The 18,042-nt window shown below is 50.0% G+C and carries 19 protein-coding genes and 1 pseudogene; 13 read left to right on the plus strand and 7 right to left on the minus strand.

The window, feature by feature from the left end:
* Window positions 1–14: 14 nt before the first annotated feature.
* Window positions 15–256 (plus strand): annotated as a pseudogene (locus RGV86_RS03755) (integrase core domain-containing protein); the annotation flags it as partial.
* A gap of 34 nt (window positions 257–290) precedes the next feature.
* Here RGV86_RS03755 and tcyJ read toward each other — a convergent pair.
* The 4 genes from tcyJ to RGV86_RS03775 all read right to left on the minus strand — a co-directional run bounded on the left by tcyJ (window position 291) and on the right by RGV86_RS03775 (window position 4,068).
* Window positions 291–1,091: a cystine ABC transporter substrate-binding protein gene (gene tcyJ, locus RGV86_RS03760; RefSeq protein ID WP_085460810.1), complete on the minus strand. Its 801-nt coding sequence runs from the start codon at window positions 1,089–1,091 to the stop codon at window positions 291–293.
* 87 nt (window positions 1,092–1,178) lie between these two features.
* The gene (gene fliZ, locus RGV86_RS03765) at window positions 1,179–1,730 is read right to left on the minus strand and encodes a flagella biosynthesis regulatory protein FliZ (protein ID WP_024165180.1); all 552 of its coding nucleotides are present in this window, start codon (window positions 1,728–1,730) and stop codon (window positions 1,179–1,181) included.
* 45 nt (window positions 1,731–1,775) lie between these two features.
* Complete coding sequence (gene fliA, locus RGV86_RS03770; protein ID WP_000839543.1) at window positions 1,776–2,495, minus strand: RNA polymerase sigma factor FliA; 720 nt, start codon at window positions 2,493–2,495, stop codon at window positions 1,776–1,778.
* Between the two features lie 304 nt (window positions 2,496–2,799).
* Window positions 2,800–4,068, minus strand: a complete 1,269-nt coding sequence (locus RGV86_RS03775; RefSeq protein WP_085460811.1) for a FliC/FljB family flagellin — start codon at window positions 4,066–4,068, stop codon at window positions 2,800–2,802.
* 246 nt (window positions 4,069–4,314) lie between these two features.
* On the opposite strand from RGV86_RS03775, the gene fliD reads away from it, so the two are divergent.
* The 4 genes from fliD to amyA all read left to right on the plus strand — a co-directional run bounded on the left by fliD (window position 4,315) and on the right by amyA (window position 8,086).
* Window positions 4,315–5,730: a flagellar filament capping protein FliD gene (gene fliD, locus RGV86_RS03780; protein WP_000146827.1), complete on the plus strand. Its 1,416-nt coding sequence runs from the start codon at window positions 4,315–4,317 to the stop codon at window positions 5,728–5,730.
* Window positions 5,731–5,745: 15 nt separating this feature from the next.
* Window positions 5,746–6,156: a flagellar export chaperone FliS gene (gene fliS, locus RGV86_RS03785; RefSeq protein WP_000286600.1), complete on the plus strand. Its 411-nt coding sequence runs from the start codon at window positions 5,746–5,748 to the stop codon at window positions 6,154–6,156.
* Window positions 6,156–6,521 (plus strand): flagella biosynthesis regulatory protein FliT, encoded by a 366-nt coding sequence (gene fliT, locus RGV86_RS03790; protein WP_001015044.1) that lies wholly within the window; start codon window positions 6,156–6,158, stop codon window positions 6,519–6,521. The genes fliS and fliT overlap by 1 nt, the downstream gene beginning before the upstream one ends.
* Window positions 6,522–6,598: 77 nt before the next feature.
* Complete coding sequence (gene amyA, locus RGV86_RS03795) at window positions 6,599–8,086, plus strand: alpha-amylase (protein WP_085460812.1); 1,488 nt, start codon at window positions 6,599–6,601, stop codon at window positions 8,084–8,086.
* Window positions 8,087–8,206: 120 nt separating this feature from the next.
* On the opposite strand, the gene yedD is transcribed toward amyA, so the two are convergent.
* Entirely contained in the window at window positions 8,207–8,620 is a 414-nt protein-coding gene (gene yedD, locus RGV86_RS03800) for a lipoprotein YedD (protein WP_010346797.1), read from the minus strand.
* A 186-nt stretch (window positions 8,621–8,806) separates the two neighbouring features.
* Between yedD and yedE the strand changes: the two genes are divergently transcribed.
* Together yedE and yedF are read left to right on the plus strand one after the other, a co-directional pair.
* The gene (gene yedE, locus RGV86_RS03805; RefSeq protein WP_000118927.1) at window positions 8,807–10,012 is read left to right on the plus strand and encodes a selenium metabolism membrane protein YedE/FdhT; all 1,206 of its coding nucleotides are present in this window, start codon (window positions 8,807–8,809) and stop codon (window positions 10,010–10,012) included.
* Entirely contained in the window at window positions 10,009–10,242 is a 234-nt protein-coding gene (yedF, locus tag RGV86_RS03810) for a sulfurtransferase-like selenium metabolism protein YedF (RefSeq protein ID WP_000790504.1), read from the plus strand. Before yedE ends, yedF begins: the two co-directional genes overlap by 4 nt.
* A 126-nt stretch (window positions 10,243–10,368) precedes the next feature.
* Here yedF and zinT read toward each other — a convergent pair whose 3' ends face one another.
* The gene (zinT, locus tag RGV86_RS03815) at window positions 10,369–11,016 is read right to left on the minus strand and encodes a metal-binding protein ZinT (protein WP_309508415.1); all 648 of its coding nucleotides are present in this window, start codon (window positions 11,014–11,016) and stop codon (window positions 10,369–10,371) included.
* 223 nt (window positions 11,017–11,239) lie between these two features.
* Between zinT and RGV86_RS03820 the strand changes: the two genes are divergently transcribed.
* Together RGV86_RS03820 and pliG are read left to right on the plus strand one after the other, a co-directional pair.
* Window positions 11,240–11,644, plus strand: coding sequence for a DUF1398 family protein (locus RGV86_RS03820; RefSeq protein ID WP_085460814.1), 405 nt, complete (start codon window positions 11,240–11,242; stop codon window positions 11,642–11,644).
* Between the two features lie 184 nt (window positions 11,645–11,828).
* The gene (gene pliG / locus RGV86_RS03825) at window positions 11,829–12,230 is read left to right on the plus strand and encodes a g-type lysoyme inhibitor PliG (protein WP_000700153.1); all 402 of its coding nucleotides are present in this window, start codon (window positions 11,829–11,831) and stop codon (window positions 12,228–12,230) included.
* 578 nt (window positions 12,231–12,808) lie between these two features.
* Here pliG and fliE read toward each other — a convergent pair.
* Window positions 12,809–13,123, minus strand: coding sequence for a flagellar hook-basal body complex protein FliE (gene fliE, locus RGV86_RS03830; RefSeq protein WP_085460915.1), 315 nt, complete (start codon window positions 13,121–13,123; stop codon window positions 12,809–12,811).
* Between the two features lie 214 nt (window positions 13,124–13,337).
* Here fliE and fliF point away from each other — a divergent pair, with 214 nt between their 5' ends.
* The 4 genes from fliF to fliI are packed head-to-tail and all read left to right on the plus strand — an operon-like array spanning window position 13,338 to window position 18,033.
* Window positions 13,338–14,996, plus strand: a complete 1,659-nt coding sequence (gene fliF, locus RGV86_RS03835; protein WP_001098223.1) for a flagellar basal-body MS-ring/collar protein FliF — start codon at window positions 13,338–13,340, stop codon at window positions 14,994–14,996.
* On the plus strand, window positions 14,989–15,984 hold the full coding sequence (gene fliG, locus RGV86_RS03840) for a flagellar motor switch protein FliG (protein WP_085460815.1): 996 nt from the start codon (window positions 14,989–14,991) through the stop codon (window positions 15,982–15,984). Before fliF ends, fliG begins: the two co-directional genes overlap by 8 nt.
* On the plus strand, window positions 15,977–16,663 hold the full coding sequence (fliH, locus tag RGV86_RS03845; RefSeq protein WP_085460816.1) for a flagellar assembly protein FliH: 687 nt from the start codon (window positions 15,977–15,979) through the stop codon (window positions 16,661–16,663). Before fliG ends, fliH begins: the two co-directional genes overlap by 8 nt.
* Window positions 16,663–18,033: a flagellar protein export ATPase FliI gene (gene fliI / locus RGV86_RS03850; protein WP_000213313.1), complete on the plus strand. Its 1,371-nt coding sequence runs from the start codon at window positions 16,663–16,665 to the stop codon at window positions 18,031–18,033. Before fliH ends, fliI begins: the two co-directional genes overlap by 1 nt.
* Window positions 18,034–18,042: the final 9 nt, after the last annotated feature.

Below are 18,042 nucleotides of genomic sequence, written 5' to 3' on the forward strand. Positions count from 1 at the left end.
TTTAGTGGCCAGTTCTTTATCAGTCAGTGCATGAGAGAAACGGGATAACCTGTTCAATGACCGTTGGTTATGACTGCGACCAGAATGCGCTGGCTGAACGAATAAATGAGATCCTGAAAAATGAGTTTTACTCTCGAGTCCTACAAACCTGACGTAGACCTGGGAAATGGTAAAAAAATCCGTGGCAATTTATAACCATGAGCGACCACACCTGGCACTGAAATACAAAACGCCCGATGGAGTTCATCAGGCGTTTTACAGACAGAAAACTGTCAACTTAAAGCAGGTGATTATTTGGTCACATCAGCACCAAACCATTTTTCGGAAAGGGCTTGCAGGGTGCCGTCTTTTTGCATTTCTGCAATGGCATCGTTAACCGCTTTCAGCAGGTCTTCGTTACCTTTACGCAGCGCCACACCTGACTCCTGGCGGGAGAAGGCTTCGCCGGTTACTGCCAGCGTATCATTGGTTTTTTTCACCAAATCCAGCGCAGCCAGACGATCAACCAGGATGGCATCAATACGACCTACGCGCAGATCCTGATATTTGGTCGGATCATCATCATAGGTACGCACATCAACACCCTGAACATTCTGCCGCAGCCACTCTTCATAGTTAGTCCCCAGACCAACGCCAACTTTTTTACCTTTCAAATCGTCGGCGGTTTTAATGGTGCCTTCATTACCTTTTTTCACCAGCGCCTGAATACCGGAAATGGTGTACGGGGTAGAGAAATCGTATTTTTTCTTACGTTCATCAGAGATGGTGACCTGATTAATCACCACATCGATGCGCTTAGAATCCAGTGACGCCAGCATACCGTCCCACTTTGTCGGTTTTAATGCGGCTTCCACGCCCAGATGTTTTGCCAGTTGTTGCGCAAATTCCACCTCAAAACCGGTCAATTTACCGTCATCGCCCTGAAAGCTAAACGGCGGGTAAGTCCCTTCCAGTCCCACCAGCAAAGTGCCCCGCTCTTTCACTTTATTGAGCAGACCTTCGTCGGCAAAACTTTTCACGCTCATACCCGCAACCAGCGCCACGGCCATAACCCCCATCAGCACCTGACGTCCCAGATGTACTAATTTCATATTCACCCCGAATGTTGTTATGTTGGTTTGCAGTGTAGAGCCATTGTTCGAAGACACAAAAACAACTCTGCTACATCTTATTCTTATTTAATATATATCAGAAGCTGACAGGCTGGGGGATTTCTGCGTAAGGTCACCACGGGTTTGCATCTGGTAGCACTGGTACTTACGTAATGCGATGCGATAATTATTGGTGCTGGTGGTGGGCAGCCAGGGAGCCAGGTTTTCATCAAGAAAACCATCCTGCAGCAGGTCGGAGGAAATATCGTGTTCGCTTAAATAATTACCCAAACGACGTAGACGTACCACATATTCACGCACAGTGCCGGGGCTCATTTCAGTATGATCAAAGAGAAACTGTTTAAAGCCGATAATATCAAAAAAATCACTCTGGGTTTTGCAATGTAAATCGCCGCAGAAACGGCATAATGCCGCCCATGATTTTTGTTCCTCAAACCAGCCATTTTCATCAAGCAGCGTATCAAGGCGAGATATCGCTATTTTATTCACTATCTTGCCATCGCGCACGAGAGTAATACGATCGAGTAATTTACGGCAATATGCGCAATGAGTCTGGCTATGTTTAAAGTCTTTAAGATAGCGGCTTAATGGCCGCCTTTTCTGGTGCTGCACCATTATTAAGAACTCCTGGTATTCAAAATTAATGTGCGGCATTTACCTAAGTTATAACTTACCCAGTTTGGTGCGTAACCGTTTAATAGCCTGGCTATGTAACTGACTGACCCGAGATTCACCGACTTCCAGCACTGCGCCAATCTCTTTGAGATTAAGCTCTTCCTGGTAATAGAGCGTTAATACCAACTGTTCGCGCTCCGGTAACATTTCGATGGCTTCCATCACCCGCTGACGCAAATTACCGTCCAGTAATTGCTGCAATGGGTTATCCCGCTGATGATCGTCAGTAACCAGTTCAATGCTATCACCGTGCTCTTCGCGCCACTCATCATAGGAGAAAAGTTGGCTGTTATTCGTATCAAGCAACATTTGTCGATAGTCGGCGATTTCAATCCCTAAACGTTCTGCCACTTCAGTTTCTGTGGCATTGCGGCCAAGCTCCTGCTCCAGTTGCCCTATTGCCTGCGCCACTTCACGTGCATTGCGTCGCACGCTGCGCGGCACCCAGTCACGGCTGCGAAGTTCATCCAGCATAGCACCACGGATACGCTGCACTGCGTAAGTTGTAAATGCCGTTCCTTGCAGGGCATCATAACGTTCAACAGCATTAAGTAATCCAATGCCGCCTGCCTGTAGCAGATCGTCAAGTTCTACACTCGCGGGCAGTCGAACCTGCAGGCGCAATGCTTCGTGACGCACCAGCGGGATATAACGCTGCCACAGCGAATGTTTATCCATTACACCTTCAGCGGTATAGAGTGATTTCACGATAAACAGCCCTGCGTTATATAAATAATCGGCATAATTATCCGTTTCTGCAGGTTTTTTAATCGGACGATTAATGGGTGAAATAAGGGGTTATTTAGGGTAATCGGTAAATAACGAGCAGAATAACCCCGCCGGAGCGGGGTTAAGATTGCTGACAACGTCAGCCTCATCTTGCCGGATGCGGCGTAAACGCCTTATCCGACCTACGCGAATATGCAAATTTATTAATTGCGATTCACCTTTTAGGCATGATAAGCGCAGCGCATCAGGCAATTTGGCGTTTGCTGTCGTTATATTACGACGATTAACCCTGCAGCAGAGACAGAACTTGTTGCGGCACCTGGTTAGCCTTAGACAGCACAGAGTTACCCGCCTGCTGGATGATCTGCGCTTTCGACATGTTAGACACTTCGGTCGCATAGTCGGCGTCCTGAATACGGGACTGCGCTTCAGACAGATTGGTGGTGGTGTTGTTCAGGTTAGTGACCGCAGAATCCAGACGGTTTTGAACGGCACCGAGGGAGGAGCGGAATTTGTCAACAGAAGCAATCGCTTTGTCCAGCAGCGCCAGCGGATCGCTGGTCGAAGCACCTGCAAATTCAGTATCTGTTGACATCTTAATTACTGTATTAATATTTGTAGTGGCCAGAATATCTGTACCATTAGTACCAGCTTTATAATTTTTACCATCAACTGTCACAAAACCAGCTGCATTGCCCGTTGTAGGATCATTTGCAACTTTAACTGCAACACCGTTTTTAGTCGCAGTGGCACCGTCAGCAGTAGTGTAAGTTACATCAGATGTGTTAATTGTCACTTCACCACTAGTCTGATTCAGCGTTGCCGCATAATAATCACTACCAGATTTAACAACGTAATTTCCTGTAGCGACCCCATCTTTATCAAGAATATTATGCAGGCTTAAGTTATTAGTATCCGCAATACCTAACGTTGTAGCTGTTGTTGCTGCAAATGTAACATTTTTCGGGGCCCCTGTGTCCTGAGGTACACTTGTAATCGAATTGCCAACATTTAAAGAATTACCGTCTACGGCAAATCCTTTCAGCCCCAGCGTGGAAGAATCAATTTTCTGCAAGTCGATAGAGATGGTCTGCCCATCATTCGCGCCAACCTGAATCTTCATGGAACCATTTTTCGCCAGCACGTTCACGCCGTTGAACTGGGTCTGACCGGAAACACGGTCAATTTCATCCAGACGGGATTTGATTTCGTCCTGAATAGAAGACAGGTCAGAATCAGAGTTAGTGCCGGTCGTCGCCTGAACGGTCAACTCACGCACACGTTGCAAGTTGTTGTTGATTTCAGACAGTGCGCCTTCTGCGGTCTGCGCCAGAGAAATACCGTCGTTGGCGTTACGCGCGGCCTGAGTCAGGCCTTTAATGTTAGAGGTAAAGCGGTTAGCAATCGCCTGACCTGCGGCGTCATCTTTCGCGCTGTTAATACGCAGACCAGAAGAGAGGCGCTCGATAGAAGTCGACAGCGCAGACTGATTTTTGTTGATGTTGTTCTGAGTGATCAGCGAGAGGCTGTTGGTGTTAATGACTTGTGCCATAATTTTTATTCCTGTTTTTTAGCTCTACGGTTTAAGTATCGGGCTTCCACCCTTCGGCTTCGTCGCCGTCAACCCTGTTATCGTCTGGTCTCTCACAACCTTTAGAATTTTTTTCTAGCGGTCGAAATACTCCCCTTCCTCGTTGCTGTTCGTGTCATTAAGCCAAAAAATAAATCGTAAACTTTGCCCCGCTTACGCCGATAACCCCGGTATTCGTTCTACATGTCGCATGATTAAGGAATCAATATGGCTAGTATTTCAACGCTTGGGGTTGGGTCGGGGCTGGACTTAAGCAGCATCCTCGACAGTCTGGAGGCGGCAGAAAAATCTACCCTGACGCCGATATCAAAACAGCAAAGCTCTTACACCGCAAAACTGAGCGCCTACGGGACGCTGAAAAGCGCACTGGAGAGTTTCCAGACAGCCAACACAGCACTGAATAAAGCCGATTTATTTACCGCCACCTCAACCACCAGTAGTTCATCGGCTTTCAGCGCCACCACCACGGGCAGCGCGATTGCCGGGAAATACACCATTAGCGTCAGCCAACTGGCGCAGGCACAGACGCTGACCACCAAAAACAGTCAAAAAGACAGTAAAGCCGCCATCGCCACCAGCGATAGCGTACTGACCATCCAGCAAGGCGGCGGTAAAGATCCGGTCACGATTGATATCAGCGCGGCTAACTCGTCACTTTCCGGTATTCGCGATGCCATTAACAACGCCAAAGCTGGCGTCAGCGCCAGTATCATCAATGTAGGTAACGGCGAGTATCGTCTGTCCATCACCGCTAACGATACGGGCAGCGATAACGCGATGAAACTTAGCGTCAGCGGCGACAGCGCCCTGGAAAGTTTTATGGGTTACAACGGAACTTCAGGTGATAGCAGCAATGGCATGATTGAAAGCGTCACCGCGCAAAACGCCAAACTGACGGTCAATAACGTTGAGATTGAAAACAGCAGTAACACTATCAGCGACGCACTGGAAGATATCACCCTCAACCTGAATGACGTCACCACTGGTAATCAGACACTGACCATCAGTAAAGACACATCAAAAGCTGAAAATGCGGTTAAAGCGTGGGTGGATGCCTATAACACATTGCAGGATACGTTCAGCAGCTTAACCAAATACACCGCCGTCGATGCCGGCGCAGAAAGTCAGGACTCCAGCAATGGCGCATTACTCGGCGACTCCACACTGCGTACCATCCAGACTCAGCTTAAAACCTTGCTCGCCAATACCCACAGCAGTTCAAACTATAAAACGCTGGCACAGATTGGCATTACCAGCGATGCCAGTACCGGCAAGCTGGAAATCGCGACCGACAAGCTGCAAACGGCGCTGAAGAAAGATGCCGCTGGCGTCGGTGAAATGTTTATTGGTGACGGTAAAAGTACAGGGGTAACCACCGGCATTAGCAGCAATCTGACCAGTTGGCTCTCCTCCACCGGGATAATCCAGGCAGCAAAAGATGGCGTCAGCAAAACGCTGAACAATTTGACTGATCAGTACAACGCAGCCAGTGAACGTATCGATACCTTAATGGCGCGCTATAAAGCCCAGTTTACCCAATTAGATGTGTTAATGAACTCGCTGAACTCCACCAGTAGCTATCTGACACAGCAGTTCGATACCTCAAATAGCAGCTCGAAATAATCTTCAGGAGAGACTATGTACAGCGCAAAAGGCACCCAGGCCTATGCCCAAATTGGCGTCGAAAGCGCCGTAATGAGCGCCAGCCAACAACAATTGGTCACCATGCTATTTGACGGCGTGTTGAGTGCACTGGTAAGAGCGCGCCTGTTTATGCAGGACAACAATCAGGAAGGAAAAGGCGTCTCTTTGTCAAAAGCGATCAGCATTATTGATAACGGGCTGAGGATCGGTCTTGACGAAGAAAGCCAGGACGAATTAACCCAGAATTTGATAGCCCTGTATAGCTATATGATCAGGCGTTTGCTGCAAGCCAATTTACGCAACGATGTCTCCGCAGTCGAAGAAGTGGAAACGTTGATGCGCAACCTTGCCGATGCCTGGAAAGAGTCTTTACTCTCCCCTTCTTTGATTCAGGATCCTGTCTGATGAACCACGCACCGCACTTGTATTTTGCCTGGCAACAACTCGTCGAAAAAAGCCAACTCATGTTACGCCTGGCGACAGAAGGACGATGGAATGAACTCATCGCCAGCGAAATGGAATATGTCAATGCGGTGCAAAAGATCGCACACCTAACGGAAGAAACGGAACCCTCTGCCATGATACAGGAGCAACTCAGACCGCTGCTGCGCCTCGTTCTGGAAAACGAAAACAAAGTAAAACAGTTATTGCAGATTCGGATGGATGAACTGGCGAAACTGGTCGGTCAGTCATCAATGCAAAAATCTGTGTTAAGCGCCTACGGTGATCAGGGGGGCTACGTGCTGGCGCCGCAGGAAAACCTCTTTTGACGCTTAAAAAGATGATGGCTCGCGAATAATCCGATTACGGCTACGCTTCTAATGTTCCCCTTGAGTGGAGTCGAAGAATGCGTAATCCCACGCTGTTGCAATGTTTTCACTGGTATTACCCGGAAGGCGGCAAGCTCTGGCCTGAACTGGCCGAGCGCGCCGACGGTTTTAATGATATTGGTATCAATATGATCTGGCTGCCACCAGCCTATAAAGGCGCATCGGGCGGGTATTCGGTCGGCTACGACTCCTACGATTTATTTGATTTAGGCGAATTTGATCAAAAAGGCAGCATCCCCACCAAATATGGCGATAAAGCACAACTGCTGGCCGCCATTGATGCACTCAAACGCAATGACATTGCGGTACTGCTGGACGTGGTCGTCAACCACAAAATGGGCGCAGATGAAAAAGAAGCCATTCGCGTACAGCGCGTCAATGCTGACGATCGCACGCAAATTGATGATGAAATCATTGAGTGCGAAGGCTGGACGCGTTACACCTTTCCCGCTCGTGGCGGGCAATACTCGCAGTTTATCTGGGATTTCAAATGTTTTAGCGGTATCGACCATATCGAAAACCCAAACGAAGACGGTATCTTTAAAATCGTCAACGACTACACCGGCGAAGGCTGGAACGACCAGGTTGATGATGAGCTTGGTAATTTTGACTATCTGATGGGTGAAAATATCGATTTTCGCAACCATGCCGTTACGGAAGAGCTCAAATACTGGGCGCGCTGGGTGATGGAGCAAACGCAATGCGACGGTTTTCGTCTCGACGCAGTAAAACATATTCCGGCCTGGTTTTATAAAGAGTGGATCGAACACGTGCAGGAAGTCGCGCCAAAGCCGCTATTTATTGTGGCGGAATACTGGTCGCGCGAAGTTGATAAGCTGCAAACGTATATTGATCAAGTTGAAGGCAAAACCATGCTGTTTGATGCGCCGCTACAGATGAAATTTCACGAAGCATCACGCATGGGGCGCGACTACGACATGACGCAGATTTTCACCGGTACGCTGGTGGAAGCCGATCCTTTCCATGCTGTTACGCTGGTCGCCAATCACGACACCCAACCGTTACAAGCCCTTGAAGCGCCGGTTGAACCGTGGTTTAAACCGCTGGCTTATGCCCTGATTTTGCTGCGGGAAAATGGCGTCCCTTCCGTGTTCTACCCTGATTTGTACGGTGCTCATTACGAAGATGTCGGCGATGACGGACAAACTTATCCGATAGATATGCCGATAATCGAACAGCTTGATGAGTTGATTCTCGCCCGCCAGCGTTTCGCCCACGGAGTACAGACGTTATTTTTCGACCATCCGAACTGTATTGCGTTTAGTCGCAGCGGTACTGACGAATATCCTGGCTGCGTGGTGGTCATGTCAAACGGCGACGATGGCGAAAAAAACATTAATCTGGGGGAGAATTACGGCAATAAAACCTGGCGCGACTTTCTGGGTAATCGACAAGAGAGCGTAGTAACCGATGAAAATGGCGAAGCGACCTTCTTTTGCAACGGCGGTAGCGTCAGTGTGTGGGTTATCGAAGAGGTGATTTAAAACCGATCACTGAAAATACACTCATCGTTATTGCGGGGGCGCTACAGTTCCAGACCCGATAAGCTTGCGCATCGGGCACTTTTTTTGACATAAAAATCCCCCAGCGCCAGGGGGATTTCATTACGGTAGTGGCGTCGGCAACGGCGCTTTTTCCAGCACGGCAGCACATTCAGCCGTCGGTCGATTCACGCGTTCCATTGTCATGCCGTCATATTCGATAGTGTTACCGTCACGTTCAATTTCATATAGCTCACGTTTGACAGTAACGTTAGTGAGATCATCCGATATCAGCGTCAACTTACCCGGTAAAGCAATCACCCGCTGCCACTGACGACAATCCAGCGTATCCCCCTGTTTAGTAACAATCAGGCTACCTATCGCTTCAGGGCTGACCAGAGCACGTTGTGGCCCTTTGGTCTGCCAGTAGCCCGCCAGCCACTCTGGCGCGGGTGCTTTCACAACATTGTTATAATTTTCAACTTCGGCACAGCCAGCCAGCAGCATAAGTGCGCCTGCAATTGCGAGTTTTTTCATCATTCATCCTGCATGAGAAGAAAAGAGGATTGTGGCATTAATGCCTTGATGCTGCCAGCCTTTCCAGACCCAAGGTGAAATTTGATCTAACCATTATTTTTGTGAATTATTGACCCGAAAATAAATTTACATGGTGTATGATTCGCTGCTCTTGTTACAAACCTTCTGAGTTCAGAGGCTACATACATGTCATGGCAGCAATTCAAGCAAGCCTGGTTGATTAAATTCTGGGCCCCCATCCCCGCAGTCATCGCGGCGGGTATTCTCTCCACTTATTATTTTGGCATCACCGGCACCTTTTGGGCAGTTACGGGTGAATTTACCCGCTGGGGCGGTCAGCTCCTGCAACTGTTTGGCGTCCATGCTGAAGAGTGGGGTTATTTTAAAATAATTCATCTGGAAGGATCGCCATTAACCCGCATCGACGGAATGATGATTCTGGGTATGTTTGGCGGCTGTTTTGCCGCTGCTCTGTGGGCCAACAACGTTAAATTACGTATGCCGCGCAGCCGTATCCGCATTATGCAGGCCATTATTGGCGGTATTATCGCCGGTTTCGGCGCACGTCTGGCGATGGGCTGTAACCTGGCTGCGTTCTTCACCGGTATTCCGCAGTTCTCGTTGCACGCCTGGTTCTTTGCTATCGCCACCGCCATCGGCTCATGGTTTGGTGCGCGCTTTACCCTACTGCCGATGTTCCGCATCCCGGTAAAAATGCAGAAAGTCTCTGCCGCATCACCGCTAACACAAAAACCGGATCAGGCACGGCGTCGCTTCCGCCTCGGTATGCTGGTATTTTTCGGTATGCTGGGCTGGGCGCTGCTGACAGCAATGAATCAACCGAAGCTGGGGTTGGCTATGCTATTTGGCGTCGGCTTTGGCTTACTGATTGAACGCGCGCAAATCTGCTTTACCTCGGCGTTCCGCGATATGTGGATCACCGGACGAACCCATATGGCGAAAGCGATCATTATCGGTATGGCGGTGAGTGCCATCGGTATTTTCAGTTATGTACAGTTAGGCGTAGAACCGAAAATAATGTGGGCGGGTCCGAACGCTGTCATTGGTGGGTTACTGTTTGGTTTTGGTATTGTTCTGGCAGGCGGCTGTGAAACTGGCTGGATGTACCGCGCGGTGGAAGGCCAGGTGCACTACTGGTGGGTTGGCCTGGGCAACGTTATCGGCTCGACGATTCTGGCTTATTACTGGGATGATTTCGCCCCGGCGCTGGCAACCGACTGGGACAAAATCAACCTGCTGAAAACCTTTGGCCCAATGGGCGGCCTGCTGGTGACATATTTGATGCTGTTCGCTGCGTTAATGTTGGTTATCGGCTGGGAGAAACGCTTCTTCCGCCGTGCGGCGCCGCAGACTGCTAAGGAGATCGCATGAAAAATATCGTTCCTGATTACCGTCTAGATATGGTGGGCGAACCCTGCCCTTATCCGGCGGTCGCTACTCTTGAGGCGATGCCGCAGTTAAAGAAAGGCGAGATCCTCGAAGTGGTCAGCGATTGCCCGCAGTCAATTAACAATATTCCGCTGGATGCGCGTAATCACGGCTATACCGTACTGGATATCCAGCAAGACGGGCCGACCATTCGTTATTTGATTCAAAAGTAATCTTTTCTCCCGCTGTTTCAGGCAGCGGGAGTGTCTATGCTACAAATGCTCTGCTGTAGAGGCAGAGAAAAGTACGCGATATATCAGACAAATATTCTCAAGGATTTATGGCAATCCTGAAATGAACTAGTGATGAAGCATCTCATCCACAATTTCTTTCGTCTGTAACTGATAAGGATAATAAGTTGGCCAGTTATCCATCTCTTCAAGTAATTGCTGTTGTGACGTATTGCCCATAAATATATGGAAATGAGAGGATTTCCGGGGGGCAATAATATGATCGCTAAACTGCACAAACTTAGGTGCTTTACTGGCAGGATCACGGCACTCAAACAGATAACGAACACCTTTCTTTCCTGATTTATATGTCAATATCTTGAATCCACTATAATTATATTTACAGGAAGTCACCTCCTCCCCTCTGTGGAACTCTATAACACCATTTTCGATACCGATAGTGTCAATATCCGTCGTATATCCCTGCTGATAATAGGACTTAATATCCGCAAATGATTTACCCGGTTCTTTTTTTGCTTTCATTTCAAAAACAGGATCAAGGTCACCACTTTGAAGCAAGGGGTATACCGATTGCCAAATACCATCCCAGTCAGTGAGTGACCTGTCTTTCACGTTATCATCATCAAAAATACCCTTTGCTGCTTTTTGTTCTATTTCTGTCAGTGGTGCCCCATGTGAATGATGCCCATGAGCAAGTGCATAGTTGCCAGTCAATAGTAACCCCAGCGCAAAAGCCAATTTATTAACAACCGTCATCCAGTTTATCCTCCCGCTTCAACATTCATTAAATGTTATAACATAACATTTTGCGAATGCAATACTGAAGAACGAATAGCAAAACCTAACCAGACACACGCATCATAACCCTATATTTAGTACGTCTTTGTCACCCGCATTAAGTCATCGGATCTGATTGAAGGAATAGCACCAATCATGCAAACTACAAACTCTCACAACTAACAAGAGATTATTCCCTCTGATGGATCAGGTTGCTATTTTCCAAAAGATGTTTGAGCAAGTGAGAACGGAGCTAAACTTTTCCTGGTTTTACACAGAGTTAAAACGTCATCATATTACGCATTACATTTACTATCTTGCTACAGATAACATTAGGATCGTCACACACGATGACAAGGTGTTGTTAATAAGAGGAAGCAGAAATCTATTAAAAGTCAGTGCCACTAAGAACCCTGAGCAAGTAATAAAAGCAGCCCGGACTCACATTTCCAGAAAGTCTACTTTTCGGGAATATTGTATAACGCTCGCGAATGCGGGTGTTTTCCGGTGGGTTACTGACGTTAATGATAATAAACGTCGTTACTATTCCATCGATAATACACTCTTATATATTGAAGATGTTGAAAACAATAAACCCTTAATTTAAGTGTATTAGCTCATCTCAGATCTGACAGTTATCCGTTATTTGTACAGGTATCTGTCAGATTATCTCTTCCCTGACACCACTCACGCGCCATAGCAACTTCCAGGCGGGAGGCTCATGGAAAATATCTGTCAAAAATTGTTATATTATAACAACGATAGTTTTTCCATGACTGAGGAGAACACACATGAAAATCAATGGTGTAAGTAAAGCCATTTTTCTTTTTGCACTGCTAACCTCAACGGCCTCTGCCGCTGGCAAGGACGTTAATGTTGAGTTCAGGAAGGGGCATAATAGTGCGCAGTACTCAGGAGAGATAAAAGGATACGATTACGACACATATAACTTCTATGCCCAAAAAGGCCAGAAGGTGCACGTCAGCATCTCCAATGAGGGAGCTGATATTGTCCTCTTTGGGCCCGGAATCAGCGATTCGGTTGATCTCTCCAGATACTCTCCCGAGCTTGATGACAACGGTCAGTACATCCTTCCCGCTTCCGGTAAATATGAGCTAAGGGTGCTTCAAACCCGCAATGACGCTCGTAAAAACAAGGCTAAAAAATACAGCGTCAACATCCAGATTAAGTAGACAGAGAACGACGGGGCTATCCCCGTCATTACTTTCCTGTACTTGAAAATGACTGTCAGTAACAAACAGGAGCTGGCTGTGACACGGTTTTCCCCACATCACACCTGCTGGCGCGAGCGACAAATCCGCGCCCTGTTTACGCGTTAAATACTTGCTGCTTTAACCGTCTGAATAGTGTGGGGATATATCGGTAAGTGTTACCTGAAAATACGATTAATTTTATGGTTTAAACCTTTTTTAGTTATTAGTAAGATACATGCGCTTCCAAAAAAGCTGGGAAATTCAACAACTCTTGGAAAATTTTTGGCCTTGTCCCGCGGCTCCAATCCGACAGCCGCGTTTCTTTTCACTATCTAATCCATCGCTAACTTACGAACTTTGCCTTCACGCATTCAAACGCGGAATACAAAAGATCGGCTGCACGGGAGAAGAAAGTCTGGATTGTATCCAGTGCAAATCGTTGAGGATGGCAGAAAACCATCAGGAGCAGGTATCAGAAATTGGGTGCGTTTGCCCCATCCATGCCCCACGCTGTAGGATCGGATGTCATTAAACAAGCACAGTCAACAAGTTAAAACCTACACCTGCATGGACATCACTTCCTGGTATGCTGCCACCAGCTTATTACGCACCTGAATCCCCATTTGCATCGAAACCGACGCTTTTTGCATATCGGCCATCACATCGTTTAGCGCCACGCCGGGTTCGCCGAGGGTGAATTTTTCTGCCTGCGTGCGCGCGGCGGTTTGCGTATCGCTTATGCTATCGAGCGCGGCATGAAGCTGTCCGGCAAAACTGATTGTGGGTTGCGACAGTGGCTGCTGGACACGCGCACTCATTGCCGTGGCCTGTAACTGGCTGATAACCCCTTCGATCCCTTGTATGGCTGACATACTCATCTCCCAAATAGTTTCTGGTAGCAGAGCCTATCAGCAAGTCAATAAGATAAAGGCGTTAAATAACGATAAAAAAACGGGTTAATTGGCGCATAGAAAAAAATAAAACCACAAATAATGAGGCCGTTAATTTTTCGAGTGTGCTGACCCGGGAGTGCGTCTTGTTCCACTTTGCCAATACCGCCGTCTATCATCTGCCGCGAGGTGCGCGATGAATACGACCGCAGCCCAGACAAAATCTCTTGAGTGGCTCAATCGCCTGCGCGCGAATCCGAGAATTCCCCTGATTGTTGCTGGTTCCGCTGCGGTGGCAGTGATAGTCGCGTTAATTCTGTGGGCAAAAGCCCCTGATTACCGCACGTTATTCAGCAATCTTTCCGATCAGGATGGTGGCGCAATCGTCAGCCAACTGACGCAAATGAATATTCCTTACCGCTTCAGCGAAGCCAGCGGCGCGATTGAAGTTCCGGCCGATAAAGTTCACGAGCTGCGTCTGCGTCTGGCGCAGCAAGGCTTACCTAAAGGCGGTGCAGTTGGATTTGAACTGCTCGATCAGGAAAAATTTGGCATCAGCCAGTTCAGTGAACAGGTGAATTATCAGCGGGCGCTGGAAGGCGAGCTTTCCCGTACCATCGAAACTATTGGCCCGGTAAAAGGGGCGCGCGTGCATCTGGCGATGCCAAAACCCTCTTTATTTGTTCGTGAACAAAAATCTCCTTCGGCATCAGTGACGGTAAATTTGTTGCCAGGCCGCGCGCTGGATGAAGGGCAAATTAGCGCCATTGTACATCTGGTTTCCAGCGCGGTTGCCGGTCTACCACCAGGAAATGTCACGCTGGTGGATCAGGGCGGACATCTGTTAACCCAATCCAACACCAGCGGGCGTGACCTTAATGACGTCCAGTTGAAATATGCCAGCGATGTCGAAGGACGCATTCAGCGGCGTATTGAAGCGATCCTGTCGCCTATTGTCGGCAACGGCAATATTCACGCCCAGGTAACGGCACAACTGGACTTCGCCAGTAAAGAGCAAACAGAAGAACAGTATCGCCCTAACGGCAACGAATCACAGGCGGCGCTCCGCTCACGCCAGCTTAATGAGAGCGAGCAAAGCGGTTCCGGTTATCCGGGCGGCGTACCGGGTGCGTTGTCGAATCAGCCAGCGCCTGCGAATAACGCACCAATCAGTACGCCTCCGGCAAATCAAAATAATCGCCAGCAGCAGGCGAGCACCACCAGCAATAGTGGACCGCGTAGCACGCAGCGTAATGAAACCAGTAACTACGAAGTCGATCGCACCATTCGTCATACCAAGATGAACGTGGGCGATGTGCAACGCTTATCCGTTGCGGTAGTGGTGAATTACAAAACGTTGCCAGATGGCAAACCGTTGCCTCTCAGCACCGAACAGATGAAGCAGATTGAAGATCTGACCCGCGAAGCGATGGGCTTTTCGGAAAAACGCGGCGACTCGCTCAATGTCGTCAACTCGCCATTCAATAGCACTGACGAAAGCGGTGGAGAACTACCATTCTGGCAACAGCAGGCATTTATCGATCAGTTGCTGGCTGCCGGGCGCTGGTTGCTGGTGCTGCTGGTGGCGTGGCTGCTGTGGCGTAAAGCGGTACGCCCACAGCTAACACGTCGCGCCGAGACGATGAAAGCTGTACAGCAACAGGCACAGAGCCGCGCGGAAGAGGAAGATGCGGTAGAAGTCCGCCTGAGCAAAGACGAACAACTACAGCAACGCCGCACTAACCAACGTCTGGGAGCTGAAGTAATGAGCCAGCGTATCCGTGACATGTCTGATAACGATCCGCGCGTGGTGGCGCTGGTCATTCGCCAGTGGATAAACAACGATCATGAGTAACCTGACAGGCACCGAAAAGAGCGTCATCCTGCTAATGACCATTGGCGAAGACCGGGCGGCTGAGGTATTCAAACACCTCTCCCAGCGCGAAGTGCAAACCCTGAGTGCGGCGATGGCAAACGTCACGCAGATCTCCAATAAGCAGTTAACGGATGTGCTGGCAGAGTTTGAGCAAGAAGCTGAACAGTTCGCGGCGCTGAATATCAACGCCAACGATTACCTACGTTCGGTGCTGGTCAAAGCCCTTGGTGAAGAGCGTGCCGCCAGCCTGCTGGAAGATATCCTCGAAACCCGCGATACCGCCAGTGGTATTGAGACACTCAACTTTATGGAACCGCAGAGCGCCGCCGATCTGATCCGCGATGAGCATCCGCAGATTATCGCCACCATTCTGGTGCATCTGAAGCGCGCCCAGGCCGCTGATATTCTGGCGTTGTTCGATGAACGTCTGCGCCACGACGTGATGTTGCGTATTGCGACCTTTGGCGGCGTACAGCCTGCCGCGCTGGCGGAACTGACCGAAGTACTCAATGGCCTTCTCGACGGTCAGAATCTCAAACGCAGCAAAATGGGCGGCGTGAGAACGGCAGCCGAGATTATCAACCTGATGAAAACCCAGCAGGAAGAAGCGGTTATTACCGCCGTGCGTGAATTTGACGGTGAGCTGGCGCAGAAGATCATCGACGAGATGTTCCTGTTCGAAAATCTGGTGGATGTCGATGATCGCAGCATCCAGCGCCTGTTGCAGGAAGTGGATTCAGAATCGCTGCTGATCGCCCTGAAAGGTGCCGAGCAGCCACTGCGCGAGAAATTCCTGCGCAATATGTCGCAGCGTGCCGCCGATATTCTGCGCGACGATCTCGCCAATCGTGGTCCGGTGCGTCTGTCGCAGGTCGAGAACGAACAGAAAGCGATTCTGCTGATTGTGCGCCGTCTTGCCGAAACCGGCGAGATTGTGATTGGCAGCGGCGAGGATACCTATGTCTGATAATCTGCCGTGGAAAACCTGGACACCGGACGATCTTGCGCCGCCGCAGGCGGTGTTTGTACCCATGGTCGAGCCAGAAGAGAGCATTCCTGAAGAGGCCGAACCCAACCTTGAGCAACAACTGGCGCAACTGCAAATGCAGGCCCATGAGCAAGGTTATCAGGCGGGAATTACCGAAGGTCGCCAGCAAGGCCACGAACAAGGCTATCAGGAAGGAATCGCTCAGGGGCTGGAACAAGGACTGGCGCAAGCAAAATCCCAGCAAGCGCCGATTCATGCCCGGATGCAGCAACTGGTCAGCGAATTTCAAACCACGCTTGATGCGCTTGATAGTGTGATTGCTTCGCGCCTGATGCAGATGGCGCTGGAGGCGGCGCGTCAGGTGATCGGTCAGACGCCAACGGTGGACAATGCGGCGTTGATTAAGCAGATCCAGCAGTTGTTACAGCAAGAACCGTTATTCAGCGGCAAACCGCAGCTGCGCGTACACCCGGACGATCTGCAACGCATCGATGAAATGCTCGGCGCAACCTTAGGTTTGCATGGCTGGCGCTTGCGGGGCGATCCGACACTCCATCCCGGCGGCTGCAAAGTCTCCGCCGATGAAGGCGATCTCGACGCCAGTGTCGCCACTCGCTGGCAAGAACTCTGCCGTCTGGCAGCGCCGGGAGTAGTGTAATGACCACGCGCCTGACACGCTGGCTAACCACACTGGACAACTTTGAAGCCAAAATGGCGCAGTTGCCTGCGGTGCGTCGCTACGGGCGATTAACCCGCGCCACCGGGCTGGTGCTGGAAGCTACCGGATTGCAATTGCCGCTCGGCGCAACCTGTGTGATTGAACGCCAGAACGGCACTGAAACTCACGAAGTAGAAAGCGAAGTGGTTGGCTTTAATGGTCAACGACTGTTTTTAATGCCACTGGAGGAAGTGGAAGGTGTCCTGCCCGGCGCACGCGTTTATGCCAAAAATATCTCCGGCGATGGCCTGCAAAGCGGCAAACAGTTGCCGCTCGGTTCGGCGTTATTAGGTCGCGTTCTGGACGGCAGCGGTAAACCGCTCGATGGCCTCCCCTCCCCCGATACGACTGAAACCGGTGCGCTGATTACCCCGCCGTTTAACCCGTTACAACGCACACCGATTGAACATGTGCTGGACACGGGCGTGCGTCCTATCAATGCCCTGCTTACCGTCGGGCGCGGGCAGCGTATGGGGCTGTTTGCCGGTTCCGGCGTCGGTAAAAGTGTGCTGCTGGGAATGATGGCACGTTACACCCGCGCCGATGTGATTGTCGTGGGTTTGATTGGCGAGCGTGGGCGCGAAGTAAAAGATTTTATTGAGAATATCCTCGGTGCTGAAGGACGTGCACGCTCAGTGGTGATTGCCGCACCGGCAGATGTTTCCCCACTTCTGCGAATGCAGGGTGCCGCCTATGCCACGCGCATTGCCGAGGATTTTCGCGATCGTGGTCAGCATGTGTTGCTGATTATGGACTCCCTCACCCGCTACGCGATGGCTCAGCGTGAGATTGCGCTGGCGATTGGCGAACCGCCAGCCACCAAAGGTTATCCGCCGTCGGTGTTCGCCAAATTGCCAGCACTGGTCGAGCGTGCCGGAAACGGCATCAGCGGCGGCGGCTCGATTACCGCGTTTTATACCGTGCTCACCGAAGGCGATGACCAGCAGGATCCGATTGCTGACTCCGCGCGGGCAATCCTCGACGGTCACATTGTGCTGTCTCGCCGACTGGCGGAAGCCGGGCACTATCCAGCTATCGATATTGAAGCGTCGATCAGCCGTGCAATGACGGCGTTAATCAGCGAGCAACATTATGCGCGAGTGCGCACATTCAAACAGTTGTTGTCGAGCTTTCAGCGTAATCGCGATCTGGTCAGTGTCGGCGCTTACGCCAAAGGCAGCGATCCAATGCTCGATAAAGCCATCGCCCTGTGGCCGCAGCTGGAGGGCTATTTGCAACAAGGTATTTTTGAACGCGCGGACTGGGAAGACTCTCTTCAGGGGCTGGAACGTATTTTTCCGACAGTGTGACTACGCAGG

This window comes from Escherichia ruysiae (assembly GCF_031323975.1).
In the GTDB taxonomy this organism is placed as follows: domain Bacteria; phylum Pseudomonadota; class Gammaproteobacteria; order Enterobacterales; family Enterobacteriaceae; genus Escherichia; species Escherichia ruysiae.